Source organism: Moorena sp. SIO3I8 (assembly GCF_010692325.1).
In the GTDB taxonomy this organism is placed as follows: Bacteria; Cyanobacteriota; Cyanobacteriia; order Cyanobacteriales; family Coleofasciculaceae; genus Moorena.
The window spans coordinates 1-14,922 of sequence record NZ_JAAHHW010000029.1; the positions used below are offsets into that span (position 1 = coordinate 1).

At 44.5% G+C, this 14,922-nt stretch carries 14 protein-coding genes; 5 read left to right on the forward strand and 9 right to left on the reverse strand.

The window, feature by feature from the left end:
- The first annotated feature begins 53 nt into the window (after nt 1–53).
- Entirely contained in the window at nt 54–353 is a 300-nt protein-coding gene (locus F6K51_RS13820; protein ID WP_071105565.1) for an RNA-binding protein, read from the forward strand.
- A 688-nt stretch (nt 354–1,041) separates the two neighbouring features.
- On the forward strand, nt 1,042–1,242 hold the full coding sequence (gene rpsU / locus F6K51_RS13825; protein ID WP_070394310.1) for a 30S ribosomal protein S21: 201 nt from the start codon (nt 1,042–1,044) through the stop codon (nt 1,240–1,242).
- A gap of 1,118 nt (nt 1,243–2,360) precedes the next feature.
- Here the strand turns inward: rpsU and F6K51_RS13830 are convergent.
- Nucleotides 2,361–2,741 (reverse strand): EamA family transporter, encoded by a 381-nt coding sequence (locus F6K51_RS13830; protein WP_293021079.1) that lies wholly within the window; start codon nt 2,739–2,741, stop codon nt 2,361–2,363.
- Nucleotides 2,742–2,877: 136 nt separating this feature from the next.
- On the opposite strand from F6K51_RS13830, the gene F6K51_RS13835 reads away from it, so the two are divergent.
- Together F6K51_RS13835 and obgE are read left to right on the forward strand one after the other, a co-directional pair.
- A complete protein-coding gene (locus F6K51_RS13835) occupies nt 2,878–3,579 on the forward strand; it encodes a Mo-dependent nitrogenase C-terminal domain-containing protein (RefSeq protein WP_293021081.1) in 702 nt (233 codons plus the stop codon).
- A gap of 146 nt (nt 3,580–3,725) precedes the next feature.
- Nucleotides 3,726–4,760: a GTPase ObgE gene (gene obgE / locus F6K51_RS13840; RefSeq protein WP_293021082.1), complete on the forward strand. Its 1,035-nt coding sequence runs from the start codon at nt 3,726–3,728 to the stop codon at nt 4,758–4,760.
- Nucleotides 4,761–4,807: 47 nt separating this feature from the next.
- Here the strand turns inward: obgE and F6K51_RS13845 are convergent, their stop codons facing one another.
- The 3 genes from F6K51_RS13845 to F6K51_RS13855 form a co-directional block, all read right to left on the reverse strand.
- Nucleotides 4,808–6,277: a serine hydrolase gene (locus F6K51_RS13845; RefSeq protein ID WP_293021083.1), complete on the reverse strand. Its 1,470-nt coding sequence runs from the start codon at nt 6,275–6,277 to the stop codon at nt 4,808–4,810.
- Nucleotides 6,278–6,509: 232 nt separating this feature from the next.
- The gene (locus tag F6K51_RS13850) at nt 6,510–7,304 is read right to left on the reverse strand and encodes an RNA methyltransferase (protein ID WP_293021167.1); all 795 of its coding nucleotides are present in this window, start codon (nt 7,302–7,304) and stop codon (nt 6,510–6,512) included.
- A 315-nt stretch (nt 7,305–7,619) separates the two neighbouring features.
- Entirely contained in the window at nt 7,620–8,897 is a 1,278-nt protein-coding gene (locus tag F6K51_RS13855; RefSeq protein WP_293021084.1) for a DUF6745 domain-containing protein, read from the reverse strand.
- A 457-nt stretch (nt 8,898–9,354) separates the two neighbouring features.
- Between F6K51_RS13855 and F6K51_RS13860 the strand changes: the two genes are divergently transcribed.
- The gene (locus F6K51_RS13860) at nt 9,355–11,001 is read left to right on the forward strand and encodes an ABC transporter substrate-binding protein (protein WP_293021086.1); all 1,647 of its coding nucleotides are present in this window, start codon (nt 9,355–9,357) and stop codon (nt 10,999–11,001) included.
- On the opposite strand, the gene F6K51_RS13865 is transcribed toward F6K51_RS13860, so the two are convergent.
- The 5 genes from F6K51_RS13865 to F6K51_RS13885 form a co-directional block, all read right to left on the reverse strand.
- Entirely contained in the window at nt 10,998–11,216 is a 219-nt protein-coding gene (locus F6K51_RS13865; protein WP_293021088.1) for a hypothetical protein, read from the reverse strand. The two genes, F6K51_RS13860 and F6K51_RS13865, sit on opposite strands and share 4 nt — an antisense overlap.
- Before the next feature lie 171 nt (nt 11,217–11,387).
- Complete coding sequence (locus F6K51_RS13870) at nt 11,388–12,563, reverse strand: murein transglycosylase A (RefSeq protein ID WP_293021090.1); 1,176 nt, start codon at nt 12,561–12,563, stop codon at nt 11,388–11,390.
- A gap of 54 nt (nt 12,564–12,617) precedes the next feature.
- A complete protein-coding gene (locus F6K51_RS13875) occupies nt 12,618–12,869 on the reverse strand; it encodes a hypothetical protein (RefSeq protein ID WP_075902058.1) in 252 nt (83 codons plus the stop codon).
- 158 nt (nt 12,870–13,027) lie between these two features.
- Entirely contained in the window at nt 13,028–13,798 is a 771-nt protein-coding gene (locus tag F6K51_RS13880; RefSeq protein ID WP_293021092.1) for a hypothetical protein, read from the reverse strand.
- Between the two features lie 60 nt (nt 13,799–13,858).
- Nucleotides 13,859–14,236, reverse strand: coding sequence for a Mo-dependent nitrogenase C-terminal domain-containing protein (locus F6K51_RS13885; RefSeq protein ID WP_070394323.1), 378 nt, complete (start codon nt 14,234–14,236; stop codon nt 13,859–13,861).
- Nucleotides 14,237–14,922: the final 686 nt, after the last annotated feature.

Below are 14,922 nucleotides of genomic sequence, written 5' to 3' on the forward strand. Positions count from 1 at the left end.
AGCATGCCTCCGAAATTTCTATCTCTACATAAATCAAATTTTGGAGATATTGTATGTCTGTCTACGTTGGTAACCTTGCACGTGAGGTGACAGAAGAGGATCTGAAATCTGTGTTTGAAGAATATGGTCAAATCAAGCGAATTCACATGCCCACCGATCGCGAAACAGGTCGCTTCAGGGGCTTTGCTTTTGTGGAAATGAACACAGAGGAGGAAGAAGCGAAGGCCATTGAAGACCTTGATGGAGCTGAATGGATGGGGCGCGATCTCAAAGTCAATAAAGCCAAGCCTCGCGAAAAAAGAAACTCATTTGGGGGCGGTCGCAGAGGTGATAACTTCTCTCGTCGCTACTAAGCTCGCTAAGATCCAAATCAAAACCCAATTCTGAGATCTGAACGCAGGGCAGGGGTTTTCCCCCTGTCAAAATCTACGCTGCGCATCAGAATTTAGGGAGTAATCCTGGTAGGGTAAAGGAAACCCAAACTCTAGTTGGAAGATACTAGTGTGCGTAGGATTGCTGTCTATAAGTGGATTGAAGGCATCTCAAACTCTTTGATTCAGACAAGTATGAACGTTTAAGACCTAGAGTAGGAAAACCCAAATAGGCAGTGTTCAGATCGAGAATCACACTAGTTGTAGTGTGTGAGTTAACCAACAATATCATTAATTCCACGGCTCATAGCTAAAGTTAGTTTTAAGGGAGATATTGTAGCAAACTCTCCAGGCTGAAGCGTGGAGGTAAACCATCACAGTCCACTTGACAAGGAGTAAGGAAAAAATAAGGATTTGAGAGCCTGCTTTTGGCAGGCTTGATTCCGATTTCCTTGCCATAGACGAGTGCAGGCTATCCAGGTGCAAGATTATGATTTTCAACGGACTTGAGATATCAGCCATTCGTTTTAAAAACTGGCCAGATGCCAACACCTTCCGTCAGTTGTAGGAGTTTTGTCAGTCAATCAGAGGTTTGCCCTGTCCTGTACTTATGGGATGAATGATGACTTGTTATTCGACCACGGAAGCGATCAAAACAGGAGGACATTGAATGACCCAAGTGGTGGTTGGTGAAAATGAGCACTTAGAGTCAGCCCTACGTCGATTTAAGCGAAAAGTCTCCCAAGCTGGCATCTTTGCCGATATGAAAAAGAATCGTCATTTTGAGACATTTGCACAAAAACGCAAACGTAAAGAAATTGCGAGACATCGGGAACGTCGAAGACTCCGAAACCGTCGAAGACGGTTCTAGCAGGGTAGGGCTTTAGTCCCCTGCTTAACTTTTCTATAGCAATCGGTGTTGGAGTTGTCAGAGTGCGATTACTCCTGTACCATTACCGATTACCGGTTGCCTATTCCCGTTACCCATTACCCAAAACAACCTTGGATTATGAACACTAGTGCGGCTCTTTCTTACTCATACCCCTCTAGAAACTAGAGGGGTATGAGTAAGGGGATTCGTGAGGAAAATCCTCAAAAATCCTAACTGTTTTGCGGATGTGGGTGAAAACCCCACCCTTGAGGAGACAGTGCGATTCGTTGGCTATAAACCTTACCCACTAGGGTTCGGGGAACTAGCCGCAAGGCTTATATGAACCTTGACAACTTGATAACCATGTTGGTGTAAATCCAACCCTCCCGGAATCGGAGTGACAGCCCTACCCCCATTTATAGAAACTAACAAGTCTATAGATGAACGCAGGGGTCGAATAGTGAAGCCGAACCAATCCAGGTGAAGTTAGTAACAGGCAAGGGACTCATGGATACGAGAGAAAGGTATGTTGAATCATCGTGACAAGGGTGTGGCGAAATGGATTGATACGCCACAGACAAAAGTCAAAGAAAATTCTGGATAGCTGGTTTGTCTCCCAACTATCGATTCCCAACAACACTTCCGGTGAATAGTACCATCTTAAAAGTCCAAATAATGGTTATCAGGAACGAAGTAACCCCCATAGGTACTCTCAGTAAGGTCGATTACTGAGTAGGTAGTTAGCCGCAAGTCTTACGGGGGCAAGATTGAGCTCAGTTGCCAACGCCCAAGGTAACACTTAGGATATGCTGACGGACTCACGTTATAGGAAAAGAAATAGTTGTGAGACTTTAACTAGCATAGTAGTACAAATGAACGGGTAACTTCGGCCTAGATGCTTATTTCGAACCTTTTTTTCTTGCGCTTACCCTGGAACTTCGGCTCTGGAAAGAACCGGGAATAGGGAATTACAGCAGTTTTACAGATCTGATTTTACAGATCTGAGTGGGTAAGTCCTGAGTAGGTAAAAGGCTTGTATGGTGGCATGGTATGCCCCTATTACCCCCCTAAAAAAGCTGGGTAAACAAGAGGCTTACATCCATAGTCTTTACAAATGACTAATTACTAACTGATTTTTTCCAAATTACCAACATTACACCGCAGATAATCAAACCCAACCCCACGGCACGGCTAACGGGGATGGTTTCCTTAAAGAAAAAATAGCCCATCAGTACGGAGAAGACGTAAGTCAAGGATACTGAAGGACCAGCAACGCTGAGATTTACCCGCGTCAGCAACAAAATGTATGCCAGTGCCCCTAAACCATAACAACTTAGCCCTGCTATAATTTCTGGGGTCTTGGGTATACTGAATATCTGATCTAGCCAATTGCTAGCGTTAACTTTATCCAGCTTTTCGGCTCCAGTTTTGAGCAAGAACTGTCCAGTAGCACTGGTTAGGACTGACATTAAGAAAAGACTAAATTCTGCTAGAGTCACGAATATCTCAGAATTATAAGTGGTCGATGCTTCTTAATCCGATTGCTATTTTGATGTTATAGGCTTCAACCTTATGGAGCGATTAGTTATTGTGATTGCTCCTAAAATAGTGTTAGGAGATTGATTTTAAGTATTTATGGCTACTTCCAGCACTGCTACCTACACCGAAGAACAGATTTCAGCTTGGCTGCGGGGTTTATTTGCCGTTGCCTGGGCTGATGGTCACTTTGACCCAGAAGAACAAGAGGTTATGGCTCAAATCACCCAAGAGACATTGGCTCCTGGCACTGATTTGCAGTCTTTTGATAAACCCATTACTCCTGAAGAACTAGCAGCAGCTTTAGGTAAGGATAACACAACGGCAGAGAATTTTCTACGAACTGCCGTAATGGTAGCCTTGGCAGATGGGGTGTACTCTGCGACTGAAGCTGATGTTCTACACCAGTTCTGTGAAGCGCTAGGTCATAAGGTTGAGGCTCTTGAATCACTGCAGGTAACTCTTTATGACGGTAAGGCAACTGAGCAAAGCGATTCTGCTGATGCCTTAGCTCAAGAACCAGGAAGTTCTGACCATCCCCATTCGGATATTCTACAGCCAATGCGGGATTGGTTAGATGGTATGGATGTTAATGACCCACGGGTCGCTCGATTTATGTGTAAACTGATTCCTTCTCAGTGTCCGTTTGAACGGGACGTGAAGCTATTTAATCACAAAATCGTCCACATCCCACCGATGTGTAAGCTTAATCCTCTCTATGATCAGTTAGTCGGCTTGCGCTTCCGGGCTTTATCTTATTTAGCCGATGATTGTGGTGAAGATGTTTCAGCATATTTATAAGTGGTGATTGGTGATTGGTGATTAGTCATTAGTCATTAGTCATTGGTCATTAGTAGTTAGATTAATTAAGGGGAATCGGTTCAACTGACTGATGTCAAGAAAACACTAAGGACTAAGACCTAAGCACTAAGGACTAAAAACTAATTATGCAATTTATCGACCAAGCAGAAATTGAAGTTGTCGCTGGTAACGGGGGCGATGGAATTGTGGCGTTTCGGCGGGAAAAGTATGTTCCTGCTGGAGGACCGGCGGGGGGTAATGGTGGTCGGGGGGGTAGCGTGATTTTCAATGCTATCGAGCACCTGCAAACATTGCTAGATTTCAAATACGCCCATTGCTTTCGAGCTGAGAATGGGAGTCGGGGAGGCCCTAATAATCGGACGGGAAAAAATGGTAGCGATCGCATTATTGAAGTTCCCTGTGGCACGGTTGTCTACAATGCTGACACGGGAGAACTGCTGGGGGATTTGGTGAAACCTCGGCAAATGCTGTGTGTTGCCAAAGGTGGTAAAGGAGGTTTGGGAAATCGGCATTTCCTGAGTAATCACAATCGCGCACCAGAGCATGCTTTACCTGGACTACCAGGAGAGCAACTGAGGTTACGCTTGGAGTTGAAGTTACTGGCGGAGGTGGGCATTATTGGTCTACCTAATGCTGGTAAGTCTACTCTGATTTCAGCACTCTCAGCGGCACGACCCAAGATAGCCAATTACCCCTTTACCACTTTGATTCCGAATTTAGGTGTGGTTCGTAAACCAACTGGGGATGGTACTGTATTTGCTGACATTCCTGGGTTGATTGCTGGAGCTCATCAAGGTATTGGTCTGGGTCACGACTTCCTACGTCATATCGAACGCACTCGGTTGTTACTGCATTTGATTGATATTACTGCTGCTGACCCGATTGCTGATTATCAAACCATTCAACAGGAGTTACAAGCCTATGGGAGAGAATTGCCAGAACGTCCCCAAATTCTTGCCCTTAATAAGGTAGATGCGGTTGATCAAGACATGATCGATGAGGTGTCTACTTACCTAAATCAGCTTACTCAGGTACCAGTTTTTTCAATTTCAGCTGTTGCTAAAATCGGCTTGGATGCTTTGTTATCGAAAATCTGGCAATCTCTAGATCAGTTGTCAGTAGCAGATTGCTCAAAGGCAGCAGTCAACCTTCAACAGTAAACTCTCAAGGTTTAACCGGTAATTAATAAATAACTAATTATAAATGGCTAATTATTCAAGTAGTCATAGGCTTGTCGAGAAATGGTGCGAATCAGTTTTTCGGCACTGGCATCATTAAAGGGGCGTTTGACCATTACGCTGATAATGTAACGCTTGCCGTTGGGCATTTTTACTAAACCTACATCGGCCAGAAGTCGGCCAAGGGTGCCAGTTTTATGGGCAATGGTGGCACCATTACCTAGTCCTTGGGGTAATAGTGTGTTGGTCTTAGTTTGGATCATGATATCGATCAGGTCAGTACGAGATTGGGGAGAAATCCACTTACCTTGCTCAAGGTGAAAAATCAAACTAGCCAGTTCTCTTGGGCTAGTGGTGTTTGTTCCTGGCAAATCTGGTAGGGGGTTGCGCAGTACAGTTTTTTTCAAACCCCAAGAGCGGAATCGTTGATTGAGAACTTCGATGCCACCAAGACGTTCAATCAGCATATTCGTAGCAGTGTTATCACTAATGGTGATCATTTTGGTGGCTACTTCCAGAGCTTTGTACTGTTTGCCTGGTTTTTGATATTGCATGTTTCCAGAACCACCAGCAATCATCTCTGGTTTCATGGTTATATATTCATCTAAGAAAACTTTGCCTGCATCTACATCCTGAAAGAAAGCAATTAGAATTGGTAACTTAATGGTGCTAGCAGCAGGAAAAATGAGACGGCTATTTGATTCTAGGAAAGCACCGGTATCGAGATCATGGATGAAGATTCCGGGTTGCAATTGGGGGTGTTGCTTTACTAGAGTTTGAATTTGTTTTTGTAAGGGAGATTTGTTGAGCAGCAGGGGTGTCAATTGAGAACTAATTGTCTGACTCAAAGTCTGCTGGACTTCAATTGGAGCATTGTCTGTGGTTTTGGTAGATGGTTGGCTAGCAGTACCCAAGCTCGATAATACGGTACCTGCGATCGCTCCGAGACCAATTCCTACAATCAGCAAACGGATAATCAAAATCCATAGCCTGGTAGAGGAGTTTTCGGAACGGCGCTCTCGGCGAGTTCTCCGAATTTGTACAGATTGGTGATTGGGGGTTGGGAGGGGTAGTCTAGCTTTTAGTTGGCTTGTTTTGGAGGATTTAGGGGATAAATCAGCAACTAATTCTGGCTGAGGACGTTGCCGAATTGGATTACGAGAATTGGTTATGGTGGGCAAGGATGAGGACGCTCGTGTAGCAAAGGGATTGAGTCTTCTACGAAGGTTTGGTAACTGGGGTGTTCGGTATGCTACCCTCAGCTGGGATTGACTGGAGCGAATTGTAGAAGAGTTTGGTGAACGGGATAGACGAGCACGGGTACGCGGGGTAGGTGGCGGAGTTGACCGAGATTTATGTGATTTTGCGGATGAGCTTTGGCGGCGCGCTTTCTGTTTTGGTTGGGATTTGGAGGGTTTAATCTCCTTAGTTTGTGGCTGTTTACTAAGGTGGCGACGCGGGCGGCGGCGGGAGGAGGTTGGTTTCTGTTGTTTTTCCACTGCTGAATCTTAGGCTGAGGTTAACCAGATACATAAAACCCGAAACAATCTGCTAGTTCTCGGAATTTTCTGAGTATGGTCTAATGATAAGGGAGAGCACTTTAATGGATGTAGCAGTATCAAGCTTCCCTTTCAGTTTTTCGTGAGTGTTCCGATTACAGAGTTTTGATCTAGTACCAACAGTTGAAGCGCCCATCTATCACACCTCCAATAGAACCTATGCAAGCCTATTTTAGGACTGGTTTGGTTTTGATGGATCATCTACCCCAGACTTTGGTAAAAATTGTAGCGCCCATTCTACCTGGCGGAGCATTCCTCTGAGCATGTTGATCTCTTCTGTGGTAGGGGTTGCTCGGTTTAATAGACGTCGCAGCTTTTCCATCCGTGCTGCTTTGGTATGGGGATAAAGATAACCAATGTTCAATAATAAGGCTTCTAGATGCTTAGAGTAGCGTTCTATCTGGTCCAAAAGAGCAGAATCTTGGTAGGGGGGAGCGGGGGATAAGGGTTGACTTGGGACTGGTGATGGCTGGTGTGTACTTTGATAAAGTTGATATTGATAAAGTTCATAACAGCACACTGTTACCGCTTGGGCTAGGTTTAAGACTGGATAGGTGGAACTAGTGGGAATCCGGACAAACCGCTGAGCATGATTGAGTTCATCATTGCTCAATCCCCTAGATTCAGGGCCAAAAATCAGGGCAGAGGTTACGCCAGCTGACAATAACCAGGGTAAGGCGGTTCTGGGATGTTCGAGAGTAGTGGGAATGGCGCGGCTACGAGCAGTGGTTGCGATCGCTCTTTGACACCCGACTAAGGCATCTGGTATGGTTGCTACCACTTGGGCTTTTTCTAAGATATCTACCCCATGCACTGCCATCTGCTGTGCTTCTTGGCTGAGATGGTCACACTGAGGATTCACTAGCACCAGCTGGCATAACCCCATATTTTTGATCACTCGCGCTACAGAACCCACATTCAATGGACCAGCGGGTTCTACTAAAACAATCCTGACTCCCATATACATTTTCAAGGTTGAAGGTTGTTCTTGCCCAGGCGTCCCGTCCCTTGTCGGGTAGGTTGAAGGTTAACCTTCAACCACAAAACAGTTGCACCCCACAAAACAGTTGCACCATTTGTGCAAGTTCAGGACTTACGCAAAACTGGGCAACAAAGGCGCTGATGGTGTAGGGTGCGTTATTAAGGCACCCTACAGCTAGAGTCACTGCGTAAGTCCTGGTCCCTCTTGTCCCTGCTGATGGGGAAGCGACTGCATCAAGACATGGTGCTATCTTTGAGGGCAACTTTGCTATTAACCACTTGATATTAACGTGAGTTGGACTCAAGTCTGGACTAAAAATTCCTCTGGATCAGTATCCCAATTTACCCAGCGAATTGCCTCACGGGCTGATTCTACATGAGGCGGCACTCGCATAATGTGAACAAAGTTGGTGCTAGGACAAGTCATCTTGAGTAGAAAAATTGGCTCGATATCGATATCGTTATTAATTTTTAATAGGGTGTATTCTTGCCAGGAATCCAATCCCTGTGCTTCTAGGTCTTGGCAAATTCGGGCGTAACCAATTCCTTCAATGAGGACTCGCCTAAGTTCAGCGTTGGGTTCTTCTAAAAGCCACCCTGCTTGCCACTGGTTGGGGTTGACTGTCCCGTATTTTTCTGGTAGCGTCACGCCGTGATAGGAGTATAAGCTGAAACCATCGGCAAACTCCATGGCTGGCTGTCCTTCTCTATGAAGGCGGTGTTGAGTGTCAAATGAGAGCTTGGTTGGGCGATCGCAAACGAAGCAGATTTTTTCAAATGGGAACATCCAACTACAGTGTTTGACTAGGGATTGGAATATTTCCCATGTGGTTTGATGGTGAGGGCAATTTAAGACGGAAATATAAAAGTCAAACCGACTACTGTAAATACTCCAGTATAAGGGTGACATGAATAGTCTCAATTCAGTCCCAAGTTGTTCAAGTACTTGCAAGCCAATTCGAATTCGCTGTTGACTAACTGTTGAGGTATCTAGTTCATATAACAATTGGTTTTGCAATTGCCTGTGTAGTTGGGTTCCCATGGAAGTGTCCAAGGGTTGCCACAGTTTCTCTTCAAGTTGACGGCTAATCCGTTTAATGTTAAGCTTTCGCCCGAGTTGGTAGAGTAGCTCTTGTTGGAGTTCTTTGCCGAGTTGGGTGTTGAGATGTTGCCGTAGTTGACTAATCAATTGACTCTCCACTCTTGGCTGGAGTTGACTCTTTAGTTGGCTGTCAATGTGTTGCTGGAGTTGATTGAGGAGAATTTTAAAAAAACCGTAAGGGCTATCACAAAAAACAATATCTGGTACTGGTTTGCCAATGGCTGTATAGGCAGCGTTTATGGCTAATGTTGCTTCGTGACGATCAACGGCTCCAGTCAATAAAGATAAATTGTACCATTTTTCTTGATAATTTGAAATTAAAGTCTCTTGCTCTGGGGTAAGATGTTTGATGTTGGGTTGCCACATATCGCCATACCTGTGTTTGATATTCCGATTAAATCCCGATTTGAGAATAGTGCTGAGTGCTGAGTGCTGAGTGCTGAGTGCTGAGTTTAGTAAGTGGGGGAGTGTTTTCATCCAACGGTAGTTAGCTAGGAGTTATGGGATCTAATTAGTTATTCAGGTTAAGCTGGGTGTTTTTATGCTAAAGTATGTTTTTTGTCACAATTCTTAACAAATTAGTAAGCTGTCAGGTAATGCGCTACGCGCACGCTACTTGAGGTGCTAATGCGCTACGCGCACGCTACTTGAGGTGCTATTAACTTGTGTTTGACTACTTAGGATTGAGGATTAAATAATATGGCTATTCGGTACCTGTTATGCTAAACTGCTAAATTACATTAAATAAACCTACTACTTTATATAGCTTTGATATTTTGATAGTTGATTTTTTAGGCTAAATTAGCATACTAATTACGGAAGAACCCCCCTCTCGATCAATCATCGCTGTATTCTAAAACGCTATATTTTTGGCAAGGGGTTATAAGATAGCTACGATAATAAATTACTTGTAGCTCATCAAAATTACCTAAGCATGAACTGGTTTCCCCTATCCCGCAAACACTGTTCAACTAGCAAATTCCTAGCTTTATTTCTCTGTAGCTGCTTCCTAATTATTAGTTGTGGTGGTTCTCCTAGCAATCAACAGACAGGTTCCTCTAGCAGCAGTAACAGTAATAGACTCACTATCGGTACTACCCTAAAACCGAGAACCCTCGATCCAGCCGATGCCTACGAACTAGCAGCTAGTAACATCCATTACAGCTTAGGCGATCGCCTTTATACCTACAAGCTGGGTACCTCAGAATTAGTGCCACAACTGGCAACTGCTATGCCTACTATCAGCAAGGATGGCTTAACTTACACCATTCCCCTACGCCAAGGTGTAGTTTTTCATGATAACACCCCATTTAACGCTGAAGCCATGGCATTTTCCTTGCGTCGGTTTATCGAAAATGGTGGCAAGCCCTCTTCTCTACTCGAAGGTTTGGTAGATTCGATTGAACCCTCTGGAGAATACGAACTGACGATTAAACTCAAAAATCCCTTCGCCGCCTTTCCAGCACTATTAGCTTTCTCTGGAACTTGTGCTGTTTCCCCCAATGCCTATGAAATTGGTAGTGGTAAATTTGAACCGACCAAATTTGTAGGCACTGGTCCTTATAAACTAGTCAAGTTTAGTCCTAATGGGATTCGCCTAGATGTGTTTGAAGACTATTGGGGTAAAAAACCTGCCAATCAGGGATTAAACGTTCAAATCCTCACCAATTCCGCTAATTTATTCAATTCCATCAAAACTGGTGCTGTAGACATTGGTTATCAAAGTTTAGATCCCGATCAAATCCTCAGTTTGCAAAAAGGAGCAGCATCTGGGGGTTGGCAAGTCATAGAATCTCCCAGCAATAATATTAACTACATGGTGCTCAATACCCAGATGGCACCGTTGGATAAACCAGAAGTCAGACAAGCGATCGCTGCGATTGTTAATCGTAAACTGATCAACGAACGGGTGCTAAGAAACCAAGCTGCACCAGCCTTTAGTATCATTCCCACTAGCTTTGATGTTTCCAAGCCAACCTTTAAAGACGCCTACGGTGACGGTAATATTGCCAAAGCCAAAGAACTGCTAGCCAAAGCGGGATTTACTAAAGACAATCCGTTGACATTAGAAATTTGGTATTCCTCAGGTTCAGCAACCCGACAACAACTTGCCAGTCTTCTGAAAGAATATGCTGCCCAGGAACTTGGGGGAATTGTGGAAATCCAGCCCCAAACTGTGGAGTCAGCGAATTTCTTTGGCAATCTAGGTAAGGGAGTTTATCAGAGTGCCTTAGTCGATTGGTATCCTGACTTTTCTGACCCCGATAACTTTATTCAGCCCTTAGTCAGTTGTACTAAAGGTTCCCTTGGGAAAGGGTGTGAAGCTGGAGCCAGTCGCTCTCAGGGGTCGTTTTATTATAGCGATCGCATGAATGAACTGATTCAGCAACAGCGTCAGGAATCAGATCCAGCCGCCCGAAAGCAGATTTTTGCTGAGATCCAAGAACTGTTAGCAAAGGATGTACCCTTAATACCGTTATGGCAACCAAAGGAATATGCTTTTGCCCAGTCAGGCTTAAAGAATGTCCAGTTAGACCCGATTCAACAATTGCCACTGTGGGAGATTGATAAGGGAAATTAGGTTAACGGGCTGCCCCCGTGCTTTAAGCCGGGGGAAAGTTCAACCCCCCAAAGTTCTACTTCTGTTGGATTGACAAAATCCTCATTAACTGGTAGGTTTTGGTGAAAAGCAATATTAATAGGAATAAAGCCAAGTACAAAAGAACTGAAAAACATCACAGCAACCACATCAAGCTCACTGAAAGAATTTTGGTTTGACCCTTGAGAACGACTCATATTGACCTACCTCGTTTTTTTAGCCTTTCTTCTCAGTTTCAACGGGTAATGTAGGGGATCAGGTGTGTTTTAGAGGAAATTTTTATGTATAATTTTATGTATAGTTTGATAGTTAAAGTTTTTTTTTATAGTTCAAGTTTATAGTTAAAGCTTGAGCACTATTTTGTGGTCTTAATTTTTCAGCAACAAATAGTACAACTCTCCTGTATCATTAATCAGCCCTGCCCGATTACCTGCCAATTTACCAGTACCCATAAATATATCCACTCGACCCGGCCCTTTAATCGCACTACCAGTATCCTGATCCAACACATAGCGACTGACCAGCCTAGATTCCAACTGACCCACAGCATTGGGATAAGGAATACTAGTTTGGATAAGGGCCAAGGCTCCTGGAGGCATGATAGATTTATCCGTAGCAATCGAGCGCTCAGCCATTACTGGCAAACCAAGACTACCGGTAGCAGGTGCCCCCCTGGTTTCCCGAAAGAACACAAAACTTTTATTGCGGGGTAAATATTGACTCAGTTCCGTCGGTGAAGTGCGGAAATAATCGATCACCGCAGGCAGGGTCAGTCCTTCTAGCTCGATCTTGCCATCGTTAACCAGTTGTCCCCCGATACTAGTGTAGGGATGACTCGTCTTACCGGCATAGCCCACGCTCATCAAGGTGCCATCCGGCATTCTAACTCGCGCTGAACCCTGAACGTGAATCAAAAACGCCTCTAAGCGATCGCGTAACCAAACTAGTTCTTTCCCTCGTAGTGGGCTATTTTTCCCTAAACCATCCCATCCTTCCAATGCCGCACGGGTTGGGTGAGGTTTTTGCCAACGTTGGAAATCAGAAGGTAGTCGGTAAAGGGGATAGCGATACTCAGCACTAGGTGTGCGACTCCCAGCATACACTGGCTCAAAATAACCCGTGAACCCAACAGTTCCCTGATTGTCCTTCCCCACACTCTTGTAAAAGACAAACTCTTGTTGGATAGCAGTTTGCAACGCTTGAGGAGTAGGGGACTTGATCAGCAGTTGCCGAAAACGGACTAGAGAACGACGGACGCGATCGCGAGTTACTCCTGGTACGGAATAGTTTTGGTAAGCTTTAGCCGCACTAGGGGTTTTCAGATAACGCAAGCTATTGTCTATCGCCCTCAACATCACTCGCCAGTCCCCTGACTGAGCACCAGGACGCTTCCACAGCTGTTCATCTAAACCCAATGGATCCTGATTGAACTGAACAGTTTCTAGTTGAACCGCTTGCAGCGGAACACTAGCAACTGCAGCACCACTAATTGGTAGGAGGGCTATTCCTATGGTTAGGGAAATCCGAGTCAGAGTTTTGCTCATACTTGCCAAGAATTCAATCACCAGCTATTGCCCAGTCAAAGCAGTCAAGCTGTATTAAAAACGTTCGACGCTACCAGAGAAAATAGGTTCCACCCGCATAGCAGTGATACGAGCAGGACGTACAACCATGTACTCCCCTTGAACATTTTTAATGGGTACGCTAATGAAGTCTTCAGAGTTAGATTTTGGGATAAGTTCGCCACTATACCACTTTTGAAACTCTTTAATTGTGGCAAACCGTACTTCTTCCCGGTGACCACTTGACAAAAGAATGTGAACAGCGTACTCGTCTGGGGTTCTTGGCATAGAAAATTCTCCTTAATCCATGCCAACTATTATCAGCGACCTTGAAGGGGAAGGCAAAAAGTCATTGATCCAAGTTCACAGGGATTCCCAATACACCAAATCCCCTTACACGTCCTTTGTCCTTTATCCACCAGTTTTGCTTGAGACTTACAGACTACTTAAGTTGATAAATTAAACCGTTGCAGCAAATTTTCCATCACCGTTGGCAACATTTGGCGCAGTTCCTGTGGACTTTGGTAGATCAGCTGCTGGTAGCTAGGCAGATCAAAAGGGAACTGCCCTGGTAAATCTGGTCGTTCCATCTTCACCAGCAAAATCTGTTCTGTCGGCTTAGCCGTTAAAGCATAGCCGATTTCCACACAAACATAGGGACTAGGGATCACTAACGGTTTGTTTTCCGTTGCTAGACCAGCCACCGGGGTTCCATCAGCAATGAATACCAGACTTTTGCGGATTTTGCGCATCTGGGTACTCCCCAGGCGCATTGGTTGACCAATTGGGCGTCGGGATTCTTCTAGGGTTAGGGGTAAACGCGATCGCTGATTAAAAGTGTCTAGGGTATCTGACAGGGTGCTACGCAAAGCCTCACTAGAGGCACTGTATTCAGTCTGGTAACTCACAAAGATTATTGGCGACAATTGTGCCATTACCTCTCGCTTCGTGAAGTAAATCTCGTGAGAAATCAAGTCAATATTGGAAATGGCATAGCCCCCACTACCTTCTATGTAGAAATCCACCCTTTCCCCTGCTAGGTAGCGCTTAAACCATTCAGAGTTTTTCACATCCTGGCTATCATCCAAAAAATCTGCTCTTAAGCCTGACTTAAGCAAACTATTTTTGCTCAAACGCAGGTCATGGTGGCGTTTCTCCAATTCTTTGATGGGTTCGTATTTCTGGAGATACCAGGCTTTTAGGGCAATAATGGCCATGATGTTTTCTAATAGGCACGGTTTCCCGACGCCTGCAGCTAAAATTCTCGTTTCGGAATTTTAGCAGTAACAGGTGATATCTTCACCACATTCATCGGCCAGATAAGACAGTGCTCGGAAGCGCAGGGCTACCACTTCATCATAGACAGGATTGAGTTTACACAATGGTGGAATCCGAAGTAGAGTGCGATTGAACAGTTTAATCTGCCGTTCAAAAGGACACTGGGCTGGAATTAGTCGGCACAGACGGTGGGCTAATTTGGGGTTATCAACCTCAATTTGGTTCAGCCACTGCCGTAATGACTCCAGCAGATCAAAAGTCTTCCTGGTCTTGCCGAGTAAAGCAGGAATTGTAATTTTGGAGGAATCTGTTCCTGGGTTAATCCAAACCCGACTTGTAATGATTAGCTTACTTATTGTATAATCAGATACACTCATGTCTTTTACCTGTGATACTACTAGTAGGCGGTAATCCAGTCGCCTGTAATATAACTACACAAGATATCTTTCTCATACCGGATTGACAGAGGATCATTTTTATGTATATCTTGCCAGAGCAAGATAACACCCCCCCTCTGTCTGAGGAGAGCCGATCTTGATGGTTATTACAGGCATACCGCCTTTTTTTTGTCCTTACCCTATCACTATTGGAATAGGGTCTTTTCGCCGCTGGATATCAGCAGCTGATCTTAAAATCGAATTAAATATATATAGTCAATCGACACAAACATGACTAGGTTAGGAAAAATCCTATAGATAGCAGTTAGTGTAAACCAGGTAAGCTAATACCCATTTACGCTACTCAATTGGAGCCATTGGTGCGCGATAGTTCCGAAGGACATAAACTGAGCTTTTGGTTTAGTACTCCAGCGTCAGCTCCTTCGCTACAGGGGCATCAAAGCTGATAGCTGGCAAAATGCGGAGCTTTGAAAGCAGCACGCTTAAAGCATAGTTGACTGTTAAGGGTTAAGCATCAACTGCCAAAAAGCTGTTACCAATTCCAATAGATCAGTTAAATGTGTACTAGCGTATTTGTTAAATTAGCTGATCTGTGTAATTAACTGCATCTACTGATATGCTGCCAAGATCCGTAATGACCAAGCTTGGTCAGTCTTACGGAAGTT

Excerpts from the sequence above, each read along its gene's own strand:
- F6K51_RS13820 (WP_071105565.1), top strand. The coding sequence starts at position 54 with ATGTCTGTCTACGTTGGTAACCTTGCACGTGAGGTGACAGAAGAGGAT.
- rpsU (WP_070394310.1), top strand. The coding sequence starts at position 1,042 with ATGACCCAAGTGGTGGTTGGTGAAAATGAGCACTTAGAGTCAGCCCTA.
- F6K51_RS13835 (WP_293021081.1), top strand. The coding sequence starts at position 2,878 with ATGGCTACTTCCAGCACTGCTACCTACACCGAAGAACAGATTTCAGCT.
- obgE (WP_293021082.1), top strand. The coding sequence starts at position 3,726 with ATGCAATTTATCGACCAAGCAGAAATTGAAGTTGTCGCTGGTAACGGG.
- F6K51_RS13850 (WP_293021167.1), bottom strand. The coding sequence starts at position 7,304 with ATGTATATGGGAGTCAGGATTGTTTTAGTAGAACCCGCTGGTCCATTG.
- F6K51_RS13855 (WP_293021084.1), bottom strand. The coding sequence starts at position 8,897 with ATGAAAACACTCCCCCACTTACTAAACTCAGCACTCAGCACTCAGCAC.
- F6K51_RS13860 (WP_293021086.1), top strand. The coding sequence starts at position 9,355 with ATGAACTGGTTTCCCCTATCCCGCAAACACTGTTCAACTAGCAAATTC.
- F6K51_RS13865 (WP_293021088.1), bottom strand. The coding sequence starts at position 11,216 with ATGAGTCGTTCTCAAGGGTCAAACCAAAATTCTTTCAGTGAGCTTGAT.
- F6K51_RS13870 (WP_293021090.1), bottom strand. The coding sequence starts at position 12,563 with ATGAGCAAAACTCTGACTCGGATTTCCCTAACCATAGGAATAGCCCTC.
- F6K51_RS13875 (WP_075902058.1), bottom strand. The coding sequence starts at position 12,869 with ATGCCAAGAACCCCAGACGAGTACGCTGTTCACATTCTTTTGTCAAGT.
- F6K51_RS13880 (WP_293021092.1), bottom strand. The coding sequence starts at position 13,798 with ATGGCCATTATTGCCCTAAAAGCCTGGTATCTCCAGAAATACGAACCC.
- F6K51_RS13885 (WP_070394323.1), bottom strand. The coding sequence starts at position 14,236 with ATGAGTGTATCTGATTATACAATAAGTAAGCTAATCATTACAAGTCGG.